At 67.0% G+C, this 15,687-nt stretch carries 16 protein-coding genes and 4 tRNA genes; 8 read left to right on the forward strand and 12 right to left on the reverse strand.

Annotated elements, in window-relative coordinates; translation table 11 throughout:
• Nucleotides 1–38: 38 nt before the first annotated feature.
• Nucleotides 39–779 (forward strand): MBL fold metallo-hydrolase, encoded by a 741-nt coding sequence (locus FBY28_RS09450; protein ID WP_216847598.1) that lies wholly within the window; start codon nucleotides 39–41, stop codon nucleotides 777–779.
• On the opposite strand, the gene FBY28_RS09455 is transcribed toward FBY28_RS09450, so the two are convergent.
• From FBY28_RS09455 to FBY28_RS09480, 6 genes are all read right to left on the reverse strand, one after another.
• Nucleotides 780–1,364 (reverse strand): TetR/AcrR family transcriptional regulator, encoded by a 585-nt coding sequence (locus FBY28_RS09455; RefSeq protein ID WP_141866189.1) that lies wholly within the window; start codon nucleotides 1,362–1,364, stop codon nucleotides 780–782.
• A gap of 4 nt (nucleotides 1,365–1,368) precedes the next feature.
• Entirely contained in the window at nucleotides 1,369–1,722 is a 354-nt protein-coding gene (locus tag FBY28_RS09460) for a Fe-S protein (protein WP_141866192.1), read from the reverse strand.
• Between the two features lie 18 nt (nucleotides 1,723–1,740).
• Nucleotides 1,741–2,337 carry a YdcF family protein gene (locus tag FBY28_RS09465; RefSeq protein ID WP_141866194.1) on the reverse strand — a complete coding sequence of 199 codons (597 nt, stop codon included), beginning with the start codon at nucleotides 2,335–2,337 and terminating at the stop codon, nucleotides 1,741–1,743.
• A gap of 57 nt (nucleotides 2,338–2,394) precedes the next feature.
• A tRNA-Phe gene (locus tag FBY28_RS09470) sits at nucleotides 2,395–2,468 on the reverse strand.
• A 39-nt stretch (nucleotides 2,469–2,507) separates the two neighbouring features.
• Nucleotides 2,508–2,584: transfer RNA gene (locus FBY28_RS09475), tRNA-Asp, on the reverse strand.
• Nucleotides 2,585–2,629: 45 nt separating this feature from the next.
• Nucleotides 2,630–2,702 (reverse strand) — tRNA-Glu (locus FBY28_RS09480).
• A gap of 138 nt (nucleotides 2,703–2,840) precedes the next feature.
• On the opposite strand from FBY28_RS09480, the gene FBY28_RS09485 reads away from it, so the two are divergent.
• Nucleotides 2,841–2,913, forward strand: a tRNA-Lys gene (locus FBY28_RS09485).
• A 239-nt stretch (nucleotides 2,914–3,152) separates the two neighbouring features.
• On the opposite strand, the gene FBY28_RS09490 is transcribed toward FBY28_RS09485, so the two are convergent.
• Together FBY28_RS09490 and FBY28_RS09495 are read right to left on the reverse strand one after the other, a co-directional pair.
• Complete coding sequence (locus tag FBY28_RS09490) at nucleotides 3,153–4,274, reverse strand: serine/threonine-protein kinase (RefSeq protein ID WP_141866196.1); 1,122 nt, start codon at nucleotides 4,272–4,274, stop codon at nucleotides 3,153–3,155.
• A 26-nt stretch (nucleotides 4,275–4,300) separates the two neighbouring features.
• Entirely contained in the window at nucleotides 4,301–5,230 is a 930-nt protein-coding gene (locus FBY28_RS09495) for an oxygenase MpaB family protein (protein ID WP_216847599.1), read from the reverse strand.
• 138 nt (nucleotides 5,231–5,368) lie between these two features.
• Here FBY28_RS09495 and FBY28_RS09500 point away from each other — a divergent pair, with 138 nt between their 5' ends.
• The 5 genes from FBY28_RS09500 to phoU all read left to right on the forward strand — a co-directional run bounded on the left by FBY28_RS09500 (nucleotide 5,369) and on the right by phoU (nucleotide 11,316).
• The gene (locus FBY28_RS09500) at nucleotides 5,369–5,956 is read left to right on the forward strand and encodes a TetR/AcrR family transcriptional regulator (RefSeq protein ID WP_141866200.1); all 588 of its coding nucleotides are present in this window, start codon (nucleotides 5,369–5,371) and stop codon (nucleotides 5,954–5,956) included.
• A 121-nt stretch (nucleotides 5,957–6,077) separates the two neighbouring features.
• Nucleotides 6,078–7,088: an acyl-ACP desaturase gene (locus FBY28_RS09505; RefSeq protein ID WP_019511125.1), complete on the forward strand. Its 1,011-nt coding sequence runs from the start codon at nucleotides 6,078–6,080 to the stop codon at nucleotides 7,086–7,088.
• Nucleotides 7,085–8,257, forward strand: a complete 1,173-nt coding sequence (dusB, locus tag FBY28_RS09510) for a tRNA dihydrouridine synthase DusB (protein ID WP_141866202.1) — start codon at nucleotides 7,085–7,087, stop codon at nucleotides 8,255–8,257. Before FBY28_RS09505 ends, dusB begins: the two co-directional genes overlap by 4 nt.
• 221 nt (nucleotides 8,258–8,478) lie before the next feature.
• The gene (locus FBY28_RS09515; protein ID WP_141866204.1) at nucleotides 8,479–10,554 is read left to right on the forward strand and encodes an LCP family protein; all 2,076 of its coding nucleotides are present in this window, start codon (nucleotides 8,479–8,481) and stop codon (nucleotides 10,552–10,554) included.
• A 96-nt stretch (nucleotides 10,555–10,650) separates the two neighbouring features.
• Nucleotides 10,651–11,316, forward strand: a complete 666-nt coding sequence (gene phoU / locus FBY28_RS09520) for a phosphate signaling complex protein PhoU (protein WP_141866206.1) — start codon at nucleotides 10,651–10,653, stop codon at nucleotides 11,314–11,316.
• A 10-nt stretch (nucleotides 11,317–11,326) separates the two neighbouring features.
• Here the strand turns inward: phoU and FBY28_RS09525 are convergent, their stop codons facing one another.
• A complete protein-coding gene (locus tag FBY28_RS09525; protein ID WP_141866208.1) occupies nucleotides 11,327–11,839 on the reverse strand; it encodes a MarR family winged helix-turn-helix transcriptional regulator in 513 nt (170 codons plus the stop codon).
• 80 nt (nucleotides 11,840–11,919) lie between these two features.
• On the opposite strand from FBY28_RS09525, the gene FBY28_RS09530 reads away from it, so the two are divergent.
• Nucleotides 11,920–12,891, forward strand: coding sequence for a quinone oxidoreductase family protein (locus FBY28_RS09530; RefSeq protein WP_141866210.1), 972 nt, complete (start codon nucleotides 11,920–11,922; stop codon nucleotides 12,889–12,891).
• Between the two features lie 9 nt (nucleotides 12,892–12,900).
• On the opposite strand, the gene pstB is transcribed toward FBY28_RS09530, so the two are convergent.
• Genes pstB through pstC form a run of 3 tightly spaced genes read right to left on the reverse strand, consistent with a single transcriptional unit; the run spans nucleotide 12,901 to nucleotide 15,631 of the window.
• Nucleotides 12,901–13,677: a phosphate ABC transporter ATP-binding protein PstB gene (pstB, locus tag FBY28_RS09535; RefSeq protein ID WP_141866212.1), complete on the reverse strand. Its 777-nt coding sequence runs from the start codon at nucleotides 13,675–13,677 to the stop codon at nucleotides 12,901–12,903.
• An 11-nt stretch (nucleotides 13,678–13,688) separates the two neighbouring features.
• Nucleotides 13,689–14,603 carry a phosphate ABC transporter permease PstA gene (gene pstA / locus FBY28_RS09540; protein ID WP_141866214.1) on the reverse strand — a complete coding sequence of 305 codons (915 nt, stop codon included), beginning with the start codon at nucleotides 14,601–14,603 and terminating at the stop codon, nucleotides 13,689–13,691.
• Complete coding sequence (gene pstC / locus FBY28_RS09545; RefSeq protein ID WP_286177889.1) at nucleotides 14,600–15,631, reverse strand: phosphate ABC transporter permease subunit PstC; 1,032 nt, start codon at nucleotides 15,629–15,631, stop codon at nucleotides 14,600–14,602. The genes pstA and pstC overlap by 4 nt, the downstream gene beginning before the upstream one ends.
• Between the last annotated feature and the right edge of the window lie 56 nt (nucleotides 15,632–15,687).

Raw genomic sequence — 15,687 nt, forward strand, 5'->3', positions numbered from 1 at the left:
GTCAGATCTTGCGCGTCCATCATCTCAATTGCGGCAGCATGCCCGTTCCGAGCGCACCGCTGGTGTGCCACGTCCTGCTCATCGAATCCAACGACGGTCTGGTCCTGGTCGACAGCGGCTACGGTCTGCTCGACTGCGCCGAGCCCGCCCGACGCCTCGGACCTTTCCGGTTCGCCTCCCGGCCGGTGCTCGATCCTGCCGAGACGGCGGCGCGGCAGATCGCGGCCCTGGGGTTCGCGCGCGAGGACGTCCGGCACATCGTCGTCACGCATTTCGACTTCGACCACATCGGCGGGATCGCCGACTTCCCCGCCGCGCAGGTGCACGTCACCGCCGCGGAGGCCGCCGGTGCGGTGCACGCACCGTCGTGGCGGGAACGAGTGCGCTACCGCAGCATTCAGTGGTCGCACGGTCCGACGCTGGTCGAGCACGAACCGGACGGTGAGCACTGGCGTGGATTCGGGGCAGCCAAGGAGATATTGGACGGCGTCGTGCTGATACCGCTGCCCGGACACACGCGAGGTCACGCCTGTGTGGCCGTGGACGCCGGGCACCGCTGGGTGCTGCACACCGGCGATGCCTTCTACCACCGCGGCCGGATCGACGGCCGGCCCATACCGAAGATCCTGGCGATGGAGATGGTGCTGGCCTTCGACCGCAAGCAGGTGCGCGACAACCACATCCGGCTCGCCGAGCTGGCTGCGCGCAATGAGCCCGACCTGCTGATGGTCAACGCCCACGACCCGATCCTGTTGCAGCAGGCCCGCGCGACCGCCTGACTATTCGGCGGCGACCAGCGCGATGGTGGCCTCGACGGCTTCCTCGGTGATATCGCTCATCGTCCCGCCGTTCTCCACGGTGACCGCGGTGAGTTCGCGCAGACCTCCGAGCAACATGATGATGCGCGGACGAGAGACCGGCCCGATGCCCGCCTCGCGGAACCGCGGGCTGTCGATCAAGGCGTTCACCATCTCGATGAACTGCTCCATCGAATCGCGGGTCAGCGCGCGTCCGGCGGCACCCAGCGACGGGCCGTCGCGGATCCAGCTCAGCGTCACATCGGGGCGGGACTCACCCGAGGCGATCCACGCCTCGATGGCCTGGCGGGCCTGATCGCGCCACGGCGCATCGGGGTCCACGGCGGCTGAGATCTGGCGTATCTGATCGGCATTCGCATCGGCCAGCAGCGCCATGAAGCACTCCTCCTTGCTGGAGAAGTACTCGTAGAAGGTGCGCCGTGATGTCCTGGCCCGCCGGACGATATCGGCGATCGTCATCTTGGCGTAGCCGTCCTCGGCGATCGAGGCCTCACACGCGGCCAGCAACCGGGTGCGGAAGTCGGCCCCGGCGGCGTCCGTCGTCACCTGCTCACCATATGACGGCGATGCCCGCCGCAGTCAGCGAGAGCGCCCCGGCGAGGTAGAACAACGGCGGCGCGACGGGTTGACCGGTGCGCCGCTGCCGGGCGCTGCCCATGCCCAGCACGCCGCCCAGGATGATCAGCAGCACCAGCTTGACCCCGATCTTGGGGTAGTTGAGCACCACGTCCGACGGCCACGGCGCGGCCAGCGCCAGTCCGGTGATCAGCGAGATCAGCAACCCGTAGTCCATGACCCGGGTGAACCGGGGTTGCGCCGAGAGCGCCGCCGACGCCCAGGCACCGAAGGTGACGGCGAAACCGACGATGTGCAGCAGCACAACTACGCTGCGTAGTAGCTCCATGGCCGGAGCGTACCGCCCTCACCGGATGGCCATCACCGGACTGAGGACATCTTTGACGAACTGGCCGATGTTCGTCGCCGGGTCGCCGTCGGGGAAGCTGACGGTGGCCAGCACATTGGCCCCGGCGTCGACGAAGTTGGTGTCGGCACGGTCCTGATGGGTCGACGAGGTCACCAGGATGATGCCGGAGGTGTCGGCCTTCTTCGCCAGCGGGACCGAGAAGCGCGCATTCTGCACGGTGCTGTTGGCCTTGTCCTCCAGGATGATCCGGTTGGCCGGGAAACCCAGCATCTGCAACAGGTTGCGCATCTCGCCCGCCTCGGTGCGACCCTGGCGCGGATTACCGCCGGTGACGATGATCGGCGATTGCGGGAACGCCTGCGCGACGGCCAGCCCGGTCAGCACCCGGGTGAACAGGATGGGTCGCATCCAGCCATCGGGGGTCAGGCCGTAGCCAAGGATCACGATGGCCGGCTTGGAGAAGTCCTTGCCCGCTGGTTGGGCCTGGGCCGCCGGAGCGCCGGCGAGCGCGAACACCGCGAGCAGGGCGCCGACCAGAGCGACCGCTGCGGCGGTCAGGCGAGTACGTGTTTCATCCCCGAATGATTGCGACACGACTGTTGATCGTGATCGGTGGGAAGGATGTTACGAAGACGACAATTTCGATCTGAGTGGCCAGGGCCGGGATCGAACCGGCGACCTTCCGCTTTTCAGGCGGACGCTCGTACCAACTGAGCTACCTGGCCGGAAGGCCCCGGCCTTTCGACCGGGATACCTCGCCGAGATGGCGACCCTGACGGGACTCGAACCCGCGACCTCCGCCGTGACAGGGCGGCGCGCTAACCAACTGCGCCACAGGGCCTTGCTCTGTACTGCTGCACTCCGGTGTGTCACCACCGTCGTGCCGTACCCCCAACGGGATTCGAACCCGTGCTACCGCCGTGAAAGGGCGGCGTCCTAGGCCGCTAAACGATGGGGGCCTATCCGGATTTCTCCGGGCCGCTCTCAACGCCGGTGACGTTGGAAGCTTCGATAGCTTAGGACACAGCTGCTCGAAATCCCAAACCGGATGCCCCCACCCGTCTGATCAGCGGGCCAAGTATCCTTTTCGAGCACACGCCCCTATAGCTCAGTCGGTAGAGCTACGGACTTTTAATCCGCAGGTCCCAGGTTCGAGCCCTGGTGGGGGCACAACATATTCCGCGTCGGAAGCCGCCCCGGTGTCTACCTGGCTTCCGCCCGCCCGCCTCATGCGCTTCGCGACTGAAGCCAGGTAGCTCTCGGCGTCGAAACGTCTACATCAGTTCAGTCACGAGGGCCGCTCGCCCGGGGCGGCTGACGTGGTGGACGGGTCGCCGGGGCACCACGCCAAACCCGGCCCACGAGAGCGACGTTTCTGCACTCGAACGGCCGCTGGGACCGCAAGAACGTCACTCTCGCGCGGGCGGGCCCGCGACCCAGCGGTCCGGCTTGGGCTTCGGCCCCTTGTCACCCTTTCCGTTCCCACCGTTGCCGCGCCCGGGACCCCCAGGCGGACCTGGCGCGGGTGCAGGCGCAGGCGCTGCCGTGGTCGTCGGCGGTATCGACACCGAGGACACCGGAGCCGACGAGGTCGCGCTCGGTGTCGACACCGGCGTGGGCGTCCCGTTGCGGGAGGCGGTATCGACCAGGAACGCGGCGAGCAGCACGAGCAACGCCACCGCGCCGCCCGCCATGGCAAGCACAAGGCGCCGACGGCTGCGCGGCCGCGGCACCGCCACCCGCACCGTCGCGGGATCGGGCAGCGGCTGGTCGAGCACCAGGGTGCCCGGCCGCGCCGAGAGCGCCGCGAGCATCTGCTCGGCACTGGCGAAGCGCACCCGCTCGTCGGCGGCCAGGGCACGCTGGATCACCGTCACCAACGCCGCGTCGGCATCGGGGCGTAGCACAGCCAGGTTCTCGTGTGGCAGCGGTATGCGACCGACGAGACCCTCGGCAGCCACCATCGCGGCGGCGTAGAGATCATCGGCGACCGTCGCGGGATGCCCGGCCAACCGTTGCGGGCTCAGATAGCCCAGCGTCCCGACGACCTGACCGGTCATGGTGTGCGCGGAGGTCGGACTCTTCGCGATCCCGAAATCGGCGATCTTGATACCGCCGGCCGCCGTGACCAGGATGTTGGCCGGCTTGATGTCACGGTGCAGGATCCCGGCGGCATGGGCGGCGGCCAGACCGGAAAGCAACTGCGACAACGTCGCCCGCACCTGTTCTGCGGGCACCGGACCGGCGGCGAACACATCGGCCAGCGTGCGCCCGGGAAGCCGTTCCATCACCAGGTAGGGCAGGCCGGCGTGTTCACCGCTGTCATGCACGGCAACGATGTTCGGGTGGTTCAGGGTGGCGACCGCGCGCGCCTCGGACTCGAAGCGCCGCCGGTCACCTGCCGTCGGGTCCATCAGCTTGATCGCGACCGGGCGTCCCAGCCGGGTGTCCCAGCCGTCGTGCACCGCGGCCATCCCGCCGCGGCCGAGCAGTCCGCGCAGTTCGTAGCGACCGCTGAGGGGCTGCTGCATGCGGTCCACCGTAGACCGCGCGGTGACTACACCTGTGGGCAGTAGAAGTTCGGGTTGCCCCGGTACTCCACGGGCGGGAGATTGCGGGCCGGGGTCTGCACCAGCGGCGAGTCGGCGGGTAACCGGCCGCTGGCCCGATCCACCGCGGAGCGCTTGCGCGGGTGCATCAACGAACGCTTGGGCAGCACCTTGCCCGCGAACGTGATGACCTCGCACAGCCGGTCGTGCAGGAACTGCTGCCGCGGTGTCCAGGTGTAACCCATCAGCTCGCGTACCGGCTCGTCATAGAGGGCCACGGTCATGAACGTCAGGAACCGCTGCATCACCTTCAGGTTCAGCTTCCACAACGGGTCCGGAATCCATTGCAGGGAGGGATGTTTGGGCATAGTGGACAAATCCATCACGGTGACCGCGGCCCAGTTGCGCTCCAGCACCTCGGTGCACATGTGATCCCAGTAGGTCTCGAACTCCTCCCAGGACTTCGGCACCGGCCGCATGCTCATGCCGTACATCCGGTACCACTGCACGTGTTCGTCGAACAGTTGACGCTTGTCGGCCAGCGAGATACCGCCGCCGAACTTCTCGGCCGCCAGCAGCGTCGACTTGAAGAACGTCGCGTGCGCCCAGTAGAAGACGTCCGGGTTCAGCGCGCTGTAGCGCCGCCCCTGCTTGTCCACACCCTTGATGCCGATGTGATAGTCGCGGACCTCGGCCCCGGTCTGCGGCGCCCGGTCGCCGTCGAAGACCACGCCGCCGATCGGGTAGATCGACCGCAGCAGTCTCGGAATGCGCTCGATGAAGAAGATCGAATGCTCCTCGACCGCGGCCCCGAGCTGCGGGTGCATGTTCTGCATCGACCCGGCCCAGGTTCCCTGGAACAGCCCCGTCCACTGCCCGAAGTACTTCCAGGTGAGCGAGTCGGGCCCGAGCGGGATGTCGTCGTACCCGGCGCTCACGGGGCAACCGGCAGCACCGGCGGAATCGCTGGTCACCGGGCATGTCTCGGACGTATCTTGAGTCACTGACGACCTTCCGTTCTGGTCGGGGAAGCAATTCTGACTACACCCGTTGTCACCAAGCAGCTTAGGAGTGATGTGCCGTCCGGTCAACGACGCGGTCGATGGTCCGGCGTTCCCCTGCGGGACCGCCAGGCGCTGCGCCGCAACGAGCTGATCAGCGCGGGCATAGCGCTGCTCGGCGGCGCCGACGGACCGGCACTGACGGTCCGCGCGGTCTGCCGGGCGGCCGGCCTGACCGAGCGGTACTTCTACGAGAGCTTCACCGACCGCGATGTTTTCGTGCGCGCCGTCTACGACGAGGTGTGCCAGGCGGCGATGACCGCACTGCTGGCGGCGCAGACACCGCGCGCCGCGGTGGAACAGTTCGTCGAGCTGATGGTCGACGACCCGACTCGCGGCCGGGTACTGCTCCTGGCGCCCGAACGCGAGCCGGTACTGGTGGCCTCCGGCGCGGAGTGGATGCCCGACTTCATCGCCCTCATCCAGGGCAAGCTGACCCAGATCGCCGATCCGGCGGTGCAGGAAATGGTGGCCACCGGACTGGTCGGCGCGCTCACCGCACTGTTCACCGCCTACCTGAACGGCCGCCTGACGGCCGGCCGCGAACAATTCGTCGACTACTGCAGCACGTTGCTGCTCAGCCGGGCCGCCGCCCATCGATAACGGTGCGCATACCCAAAAGACGGGTAACCGTTACGCGACTCACGTTTACAGAACTTGAATGTCACCGCGAGACACAGATATATTGACTGCAACCAACAGGTACAGATACATCGGAGGGTCCATGACCGAGGAACTGAGCGATCTGCAGCTCCTGCACGAGCTCGAGCCCGTGGTGGAAAAGCAGATCAACCGGCACCTGAGCATGCGCAAGGACTGGAACCCCCACGACTACATCCCGTGGTCGGACGGCAAGAACTTCTACGCCCTCGGCGGCCAGGAGTGGGATCCCGAGCAGTCCAAGCTCTCCGAGGTCGCGCGTATCGCGATGATCACCAACCTGTTGACCGAGGACAATCTGCCCTCGTATCACCGCGAGATCGCGATGAACTTCAGCATGGACGGCCCGTGGGGTTTCTGGGTCAACCGCTGGACCGCCGAGGAGAACCGGCACGGTATCGCCCTGCGCGACTACCTGTTGGTCACCCGCGCCATCGATCCGATCGAACTCGAAGAACTGCGCGTTGAGCAGGTCACCCGCGGCTTCTCCCCCGGCCAGAACCTCCAGGGCGGCGACGAACTGTTCGCCCAGAGCCTGTTCGACTCCGTCATCTACGTGACGTTCCAGGAGCTGGCCACCCGCGTAAGCCACCGCAACACCGGTCGAGCCTGCAATGACACCGTCGCCGACCAGCTGCTCGGCCGCATCTCCGCCGACGAGAACCTGCACATGATCTTCTACCGCGACGTGTCGGCCGCCGGTATGGAGATCGCACCCAACCAGGCGATGAAGTCGCTGCACAAGATCCTCACCAACTTCAAGATGCCCGGCTACACCATCCCCGATTTCCGCCGCAAGGCCGTCGTCATCGCCACCGGCGGCGTCTACGACCCGCGCATCCACCTCGACGACATCGTCATGCCGGTGCTCAAGAAGTGGCGCATCTTCGAACGCGAGGATTTCACCGGTGAGGGCGCCAAGCTGCGCGACGAGCTGGCCAAGCACGTCGAAGAGCTCGAGGAGACCTGCGAGAAGTTCGAGATCGCCAAGGAACGCCGCCTGGAGCGGGAACGCAAGGTCGCCGAGAAGAAGGCGATGAAGAACCTGCTGGTGAGCTCCTCCGCGGCCGGATGACGCTGCTCGACAACCCGCCGACGGCCCGATCTGCCCTGCAGATCGGGCCGATCGCATTGCGTTCACCCGTCGTTCTGGCCCCGATGGCCGGCGTCACCAACGTCGCGTTTCGCACGCTGTGCCGCGAGCTGGAAATGGCCCGCGCCGGCACCATCAGCGGCCTGTACGTCTGCGAGATGGTGACCGCACGCGCCCTTGTGGAACGTCATCCGGTCACCATGCACATGACCACCTTCGCCCTGGATGAGACGCCGCGCTCACTGCAGCTCTACACCGTCGACCCCGAGACCACCTATCGCGCGGCCAAGATGATCGCCGACGAGGGCCTGGCCGATCACATCGACATGAACTTCGGCTGCCCGGTGCCCAAGGTCACCAAGCGTGGCGGTGGCGCGGCCATCCCGTTCAAGAGGCGGCTGTTCGGTCAGATCATCGGGGCGGCCGTCCGCGGTGTCGAGGGCACTGCGATCCCCGTCACGGCGAAATTCCGGGTCGGCATCGACGATGAGCACACCACGCATCTGGATGCCGGGCGGATCGCCGAGCAGGAGGGTGCGGCCGCCGTCGCGCTGCACGCCCGCACCGCCGCCCAGCGGTACTCCGGCGCGGCCGACTGGTCACGCATCGCCGAACTCAAACAACACGTGACCGGCATCCCGGTGCTGGGCAACGGTGACATCTTCGACGCCCGTGACGCGTTGGCGATGATGTCGCAGACCGGATGTGACGGAGTCGTCATCGGACGCGGGTGCCTCGGCAGGCCCTGGCTCTTCGCCGAACTGTCCGCCGTCTTCAACGACCGCCCGATTCCCACCCCGCCCACCCTCGGCGAGGTCACCGATATCGTGCGACGCCACGGTGAGCTGCTCGCCGAGCACTTCGGGGTGGACAAGGGCATGCGTGACATCCGCAAGCACGTCGCCTGGTACCTGCACGGTTTCCCGGTCGGCGGCGATTCCAGGCGGGCATTGGCGCTGGTCAAGACCGTCGAGGAGCTCGACGAACTGCTGGCCGAGCTGGACCAGGACGCACCGTTCCCCGAGGTGGGCGACGGCCCGCGCGGCCGACAGGGTTCGCCGGGGACGGTGTCGCTGCCCGCGGGCTGGCTCGACGATCCCGACGACGACACCGTGCCCGAGGCCGCCGATGTGATGCACTCCGGCGGCTGAGCCGAGATGGTCCCGAGACCGCTCCGTCACTGCACTGCGCTGGCCGACGCTCAGGTTGTCTCAGTACGATGAGTGGCCACGTACCCGGACTCCGGTGGCGCGGCCGGGCATTGGCCTGCTACAAGAAGTAGTGCGCCGCGTCCGAACGCAGTATCCGGGCAGCCCATACGACATCCGTGCGCAACGGCGCGCACGCCCCACGAGCCGAAGGTCGGTAGGACATGAGTGACGGCGACAACGCCACTCCTGGCCGGCCCGACCGTGCCCGCGGTGACAACGATTGGCTTACCCGATCGGAGCGACCCGCACCAGGCGCCGCGCCGTGGGAGCGCGCCGGCACGCCCGACACGAATGACCGGGACACGAGTACGCCGCAGCCCAATCCTCAGGACACCGGTAATCACACCGATGGCGTCACCGTCGCCGATCTGATCGCCAAGCTGGCCGCCGACAACCCGAACAGCACCGGGCGCAGGCGGCGCCGGGCGACCGAAGAGGCGGCCGCGGAGTCCGGCTCCGTCATACCCGAGACCGACGCCGAGATCACCGACCCGGTGGCCCCGGTCGAGGCCGTCATCTTCGAACCCGAGGCGTCCCACGCCGATGCGCTGGAGCCGCCGACCGAGGTGATGTACGTCCCGTCGGCGTACGCCCCCGAACTTCCCGACCTCGCCGCCGCCCGGCCGCCCGTGCACGCCGCGCGCCCCCGCCACCACGCCGGTCGCACCGCGCGCAATGCCGGCCGGGTCGCCGCCGCGCTGGCCGCGATCTGTGCCCTGCTGGTGACCGGCGGGGCCTGGCAGTGGCAGTCGATGAAGAACAACAGCCTCAATCAGGTGTCCGCGCTGGACCTCAACTCGCGCGACATCCTCGACCCCAACAAGCAGTTCGGCGACGAGAACTTCCTCATCGTGGGCACCGACAGCCGCCTGGGCGCCAATTCCGAGGTCGGCGCGGGCACCACCGATGATGCCGCCGGCGCGCGGTCGGACACCATCATGCTGGTCAACATCCCGGCCGACCGTAAGCGCGTGGTCGCGGTCTCGTTCCCACGCGATCTGGCCATCACACCGATGAAGTGCGAGCCGTGGGACCCCGAGACCCGCGCCTACGGCCCGATCACCGACCCGGAATCCCCGATGTACGGGATGGACGAGGCGTACACCGAGACCAAGCTGAACTCCGCCTACGCCGTCGGCGGGCCCAAGTGCCTGGTGAAGGTGATCCAGAAGCTCTCGGGACTGTCGGTGAACCGGTTCATGGCCATCGACTTCACCGGATTCTCGAAGATGGTCGACGCGCTCGGCGGCGTCGAGGTGTGCAGCACCACCCCGCTGGAGGACTACGAGCTGGGCACCGTGCTGGCCACCCCGGGCCGCCAGATCGTCGACGGTCACACCGCGCTGAACTATGTGCGGGCCCGGCAGGTCACCACCGAGTTCAACGGCGACTACGGTCGCATCAAGCGTCAGCAGCTGTTCCTGTCCTCGCTGCTGCGCTCGATGATCTCCAAAGAGGTGTTCTTCAGTCTGTCCAAGCTCAACAACGTGGTGAACATGTTCATCGAGGACAGCTACGTGGACAACATCAAGACCAAGGACCTGGTCGATCTCGGCCAGTCGGTGCAGGGTGTCAACGCCGGGCGCATCACCTTCGTCACGGTGCCCACCACCGGTTACGCCGACGACTACGGCAACGAGCAGCCCCGCGTCGACGATATGGCCGCGCTGTTCGCCGCGATCATCGACGACGATCCGCTGCCCGAAGAGCACAACGACGACAGCAGCCCGGTCCCGCCGGCACCCGAAAACCACGGCGGCTCAAGCACCCCCACCACCGACGCGGACGGTGCCGAAACCGTCGATGCGGTCGCCACCGATCCCGGTGCGGTGACCGTGCGGGTGTCCAACTCCACCGGCCAGTCCGGACTGGCGGCCAATGCCGCCTCCGTTCTGCAGCAGCACGGTTTCCAGGTGGACACCCCCGACGACTACCCCGGTCCGCTGCATTCCACGACGGTGTTCTTCTCCGCGGGCAATGAGCAGGCCGCGGCGACCGTCGCATCGTCGTTCCACAACGCGACCATCGAGCGCACCACCGGGATGGGCGATGTGGTGCGGGTGGTGCTCGGCACGGACTTCACCTCCGTGACGCCGCCGTCGCCCAGCGGTTCGACCGTCCAGGTCCAGATGGTCCGCGGCACCGCCTCTTCGTCGTCGTCCTCCTCCGGAGCCACGACCACCGAGCTGCCGGAGGATCTCACCGTCACCAACGCGGCGGACACCACCTGCGAGTAGGGCGGTAGGACCGCTACCCGGGCCATCCATGGTCATTCACCTTTAGTTCACCTGTGGCGCCGTGACCTGCAGGCTCGCTGAACGTAAGGTATTGACATGCGTACCGCGTACCAGGAACAACTGTCGTCCTTGACCGTTCAGCTCAGCGAGATGTGCGGGCTGGCCGGTGTGGCGATGGAGCGCGCAACCCAGGCCCTGCTGCAGGCCGATCTGGCGCTGGCCGAGCAGGTGATCTCCGAACAGGATCGGCTCGGTGAGATCCGGGTGCGCGCCGAAGAGGCCGCGTTCATGCTGCTCGCGCTGCAGGGTCCGGTCGCCGGTGATCTGCGCGCCATCGTCAGCGGCATCCAGATCATCGCCGATATCGACCGGATGGGCGCACTGGCCCTGCATGTGGCCAAGATCGCGCGGCGACGCCACCCCCAGCACGCGCTGCCCGAGGAGGTCGACGGGTACTTCGCCGAAATGGGGCGGGTGGCAGTCGACCTGGCCCACAGCGCGCGCGAGGTGCTCGACACCCTCGACCCGGAGAAGGCTCGCCAGATCCGCGACGAGGACGACGCGATGGACGATCTGCACCGGCATCTTTTCTCGGTGCTGATGGACAAGGACTGGAAGCACGGTGTCACCGCCGCCGTCGATGTCACGCTGCTGAGCCGTTTCTACGAGCGGTTCGCCGACCACGCGGTAGAGATCTCCCGCCGGGTCATCTTCACCGCCACCGGCGAGCTGCCCGAGGACAACCTGGCCGAACCGCAGTAACCGGCAGCGCTCACGAACCGTCGGCGACGATTCGTACCCCGTCGCGGCCCGCCGCCAGCAGGTCGGCCAGCACCTTCTCCACGATCTGGAGTTCGGCACTGGTGTAGCGGTTCAGGAACGCCCGCCTGCCCAGGTCCATCTCCTCGTGCAGCCGGCGGTGCGCGGCAGCGACCAGCTCGCCGTCCGCGGTGAGCGTCAGCTGGGTCTCCTTGCGATTGCCGGGGACCGGACCGCGGTGCACCAGTCCGGCCTCGACCAGCCGGTGGACGTGCTTGCTGACGGTGCCCTTGAGCTGTCGTGACCGAGCTGCCAGTCCGACCAGGCTCGACGGTCCGTCGGCCAGCTCGGCAAGCAGGTGCACCGACAGCTGAGGGAGCTCACGGATCGGCCCCGCCAGCCGCTGCGGGCAGCGCGCCACCATGAAATCGCGCTCCGGGTCACCGTCGGAGTCGGCGTCGAACTTGTCCCCCACCGCGTCGATCAGCTGGTTGATGTCCTCGATCAGCCGCGACTTGGTTTTCACGGAAACCATATTGCCATCCGCGACCCGTCGCCGTACATTGTTTCTAACGAAACCATTTCCAAGGAAACACAGGAGTCGCCATGAAGGCCGCCGTGATCGACCAATGGGGCCAACCGCCCCGCTACACCGACTTCCCGGATCCAGAGCCCGGCGACGGCAGGCTGACCGCCACCGTCGAGGCCAGCGCGCTGACGAATCTGACAAAGGGCATCGGGAACGGAACCCACTACGCCAGCAGGGAATTGCGCTTACCGATGATCCCCGGCGTGGACGGTGTCGCTCGCCTCGACGACGGCCGGCGGGTCTACACCGGCGCGGTGCCGCCGTACGGAATGCTGGCCGAACGCACCCTGCTCGATGCGCGCGACATGGTGGAGCTGCCCGACGGGATCGACGCCGTCACCGCGGCCGCCGTCCCCAATCCGGGCATATCGTCCTGGCTGGCACTCGAACACGCGGCGGCACAACGACCCGGTGAACACGTGCTGATCCTCGGGGCCACCGGTGTCACCGGTGCGCTCGCCACACAGCTGGCGGCATCGGTTTTTGGTGCGGCGCGGGTGGTCGTCGCCGGCCGTGACACCGCCCGGCTGGACTGGTTACGCACCGTCGGGGCCGACGAGACCATCGACCTACGCAATGACGATGTGCGCGCCAGGGTCCATGCCCTGCACGCCGCGCAGCCCTTCGACGTCGTGCTGGACTACCTGTGGGGTGACCCCGCGGCGCAGGTGCTCGCCGCGCTGGCCGACGGCCCGACCGGCAGCTATCACCGCACCCGGTTCGTCCAGGTCGGCGCGATGGCCGATCCGACGATGCCGCTGCCCGCCGCTCTGCTGCGCAGTACCGGTATCCAGCTCCGCGGGGTCGGCATCGGCAGTGTCCCGCCCGCGGTGCTGGCCTCGGCGCGCGCCGAGGCGCTGCCCCGGCTGTTCGACATGGTCGGCAACGGCAGCCTCGAACTGCGCACGGCCGCACGACCGCTGGCCGATATCGCCGACGCGTGGACCACGACCGACCCGTCCGGCACCCGGGTGGTGCTCACGCCCTGACGGCGCGGGCTAGCCGAACCGACCGGAGATGTAGTCCTCGGTGGCTTTCTGGGTCGGGTTGGAGAAGATCTTCTCGGTGTCGTCGATCTCGATGAGCTGACCGGGCTTACCGGTGGCCTCGAGGTTGAAGAACGCCGTCTGATCCGAGACGCGGGCGGCCTGCTGCATGTTGTGCGTGACGATCACGATGGTGAAGTCCTGCTTCAGTTCCGAGATCAGATCCTCGATCGCCAGCGTCGAGATCGGGTCGAGCGCCGAGCAGGGCTCGTCCATCAGCAACACGTCAGGCTGCACGGCAATGGCGCGGGCGATGCAGAGCCGCTGCTGCTGACCACCCGAGAGACCGCCACCGGGCTTGTCGAGGCGATCCTTGACCTCGTTCCACAGGTTGGCACCCTTGAGCGAACGCTCGGTCACCTCCTCGAGGGTCTTCTTGCTGCGCACACCCTGCAGCTTCAGCCCCGCCACCACGTTGTCGCGGATGGACATGGTGGGGAACGGGTTCGGGCGCTGGAACACCATGCCGATGGTCTTGCGCACACCCACCGGATCGACACCCGAGCCATAGATGTCGTCACCGTCGAGCAGCACCGAGCCCTTGACGTAGGCGCCCGGGATCACCTCGTGCATGCGGTTGAGCGTGCGCAGCACCGTCGACTTACCGCAGCCCGAGGGGCCGATGAATGCGGTCACGCTGCGCGGCTCCACCGACAACGAGACGTTCTGCACGGCGTGGAAGGTGCCGTAATAGATGTTGACGTCTTTCAGATCCAGGCGTTTGGCCATCTCGGATACTCCTAAACCTTTTTCGGGGCAAAGAATTTGGCGATGAATCGCGCACCCACGTTGAGCACCGCGATCAGGACGACGAGGGTGAGAGCGGCGCCCCAGAGCCGGTCGGTGGGGACCGGGTTGGCCCCGGCGCCCGCCGAGGTCTGGTCGAACATCATGCCGGGCAGCGAACCCATGAACCCGCTGAACATGTCGAAGTTCATCGCCTGGGCGTAGCCGACCAGGATCAGCAGCGGTGCGGTCTCGCCCATCACGCGGGCCAGTGACAGCAGCACACCGGTGACGATGCCCGACAGCGCGGTGGGCACCACGATGGCCGAGATGGTCTTCCACTTCGGCACGCCCAGTGCGTAACTGGCCTCGCGCAGATCCATCGGCACGATGCGCAGCATCTCCTCGGTGGAGCGCACGATCACCGGGATCATCAGCAACACCAGTGCCAGCGATACCGCGAAGCCCGAACGCTGGAAACCCAGAGTGGCCACCCAGAGTGCGTAGATGAACAGCGCCGCCACGATCGAGGGCACCCCGGTAAGGATGTCGACCATGAAGGTGGTGATCTTGCCCAGCCGGGTGCCACCGCCGTACTCCACCAGGTAGATGGCGACGAAGATGCCGATGGGGATGGAGATGACCGCGCAGACCAACGCCTGCAGCAGCGATCCGACGATGGCGTGATAGGCACCGCCGCCCGCGGCGAACGCCGTCATACCGGCCTGCGAGTTCATCCACCAGGTGCTCGAGGTGACGACCCCGATGCCCTTGGAGACCACCGTGTAGAGCACCCACAGCAGCGGGACGATGGCCACCACGACCGAGGCGGTGACCAGGACGGTGGCCAGCTTGTCGACCACTTTCCGGCGACCGCTGACGCCCTGGAAGGTCGGGGCCTTGACCGGCTTCTCCAGCGCTGCGGTCATGATGCGGACCTGTCCTTTCCGGAGACCGCGGCACGCGCCAGCGAGTTCACCACGAACGTGAGGATGAACAGCACCAAACCGGCCGCGATATAGGCGCCCGCCTTGTACTGGTCGTTGAATTCCGATGCCGCCGAAGCGATCTTGCTGGCAAAGGTGAAGCCACCGTCGAACAGCGACCAGCCGAACGCGGTCTGGGTGCCGCGCAGGATGATCAGCAGCGCGATCGTCTCACCGAGTGCGCGGCCCAGCCCCAGCATCGCCCCGGAGATGTAGCCGGACATCCCGAACGGCAGCACCGTGGTGCGCACGACCTCCCAGCGGGTGGCGCCGAGGGCCAACGCCGCCTCGATCTGGCCGCGTGGGGTCTGGACGAACACCTCGCGGGTGACCGCGGTGATGATCGGCAGGATCATCACCGCGAGCACGATGCCCGCGGTGAAGATGGTGCCGCCGCCGGCCACCGAGGCGTTGCCGGTGGAGAACAGGAACAGCCAGCTCATGTTCTCGTTGAGCCACACCGCGAACGGCTTGATCGCCGGTGCGAGGACATACAGGCCCCACACGCCGTAGATGATCGAGGGCACCGCGGCCAGCAGATCGACCATGTAGGCCAGCGGGCCCTTGACCCGCTTGTGCGCGTAATTGGTCAGATAGATCGCGATACCCAGCGCGATGGGCATCGCCAGCACCAGCGCGAACACCGAGACGAACACCGTCACCTGGAGCAGGTCCAGGATGCCGAAGCTCATTGCCGAGGTGTCCGTGGTGACCCAGTTGCCGCCGAACAGGAAGAAGTTCTGCTCGTTGCGCTGCAGCGCCGGGATGGCGCGCCACAGCAGGAAGAAACCGATGGCGGCGATGATCGCGATGACGAGTACACCCGAACCGGTGGCCAGACCGCTGAAGATGCGGTCGCCGGGGCGGACCTTCGCGTTCCTCGACGGGTTCGTCGAGATGGGTGAAGGCTCGGGGAACGGTGCGGCCAATGCCTCACCCGACCCCGAGTCGGCTGGATTCGGAATAGTCACTGAGTTCCCGTCTGAACCCTTGTCGATACCTTTGTACGTCATTCGGTCCCCGCACC

The organism is Arthrobacter sp. SLBN-53, assembly GCF_006715585.1.
GTDB lineage: Bacteria > Actinomycetota > Actinomycetes > Mycobacteriales > Mycobacteriaceae > Mycobacterium > Mycobacterium neoaurum_A.

What these genes read in the sequence shown, in the direction of transcription:
- FBY28_RS09450 (WP_216847598.1), top strand. Translation starts at nt 39, where the DNA reads ATGCCCGTTCCGAGCGCACCGCTGGTGTGCCACGTCCTGCTCATCGAA.
- FBY28_RS09460 (WP_141866192.1), bottom strand. Translation starts at nt 1,722, where the DNA reads ATGGAGCTACTACGCAGCGTAGTTGTGCTGCTGCACATCGTCGGTTTC.
- FBY28_RS09490 (WP_141866196.1), bottom strand. Translation starts at nt 4,274, where the DNA reads ATGCAGCAGCCCCTCAGCGGTCGCTACGAACTGCGCGGACTGCTCGGC.
- FBY28_RS09505 (WP_019511125.1), top strand. Translation starts at nt 6,078, where the DNA reads ATGACCGAGGAACTGAGCGATCTGCAGCTCCTGCACGAGCTCGAGCCC.
- dusB (WP_141866202.1), top strand. Translation starts at nt 7,085, where the DNA reads ATGACGCTGCTCGACAACCCGCCGACGGCCCGATCTGCCCTGCAGATC.
- FBY28_RS09515 (WP_141866204.1), top strand. Translation starts at nt 8,479, where the DNA reads ATGAGTGACGGCGACAACGCCACTCCTGGCCGGCCCGACCGTGCCCGC.
- phoU (WP_141866206.1), top strand. Translation starts at nt 10,651, where the DNA reads ATGCGTACCGCGTACCAGGAACAACTGTCGTCCTTGACCGTTCAGCTC.
- FBY28_RS09530 (WP_141866210.1), top strand. Translation starts at nt 11,920, where the DNA reads ATGAAGGCCGCCGTGATCGACCAATGGGGCCAACCGCCCCGCTACACC.
- pstB (WP_141866212.1), bottom strand. Translation starts at nt 13,677, where the DNA reads ATGGCCAAACGCCTGGATCTGAAAGACGTCAACATCTATTACGGCACC.
- pstA (WP_141866214.1), bottom strand. Translation starts at nt 14,603, where the DNA reads ATGACCGCAGCGCTGGAGAAGCCGGTCAAGGCCCCGACCTTCCAGGGC.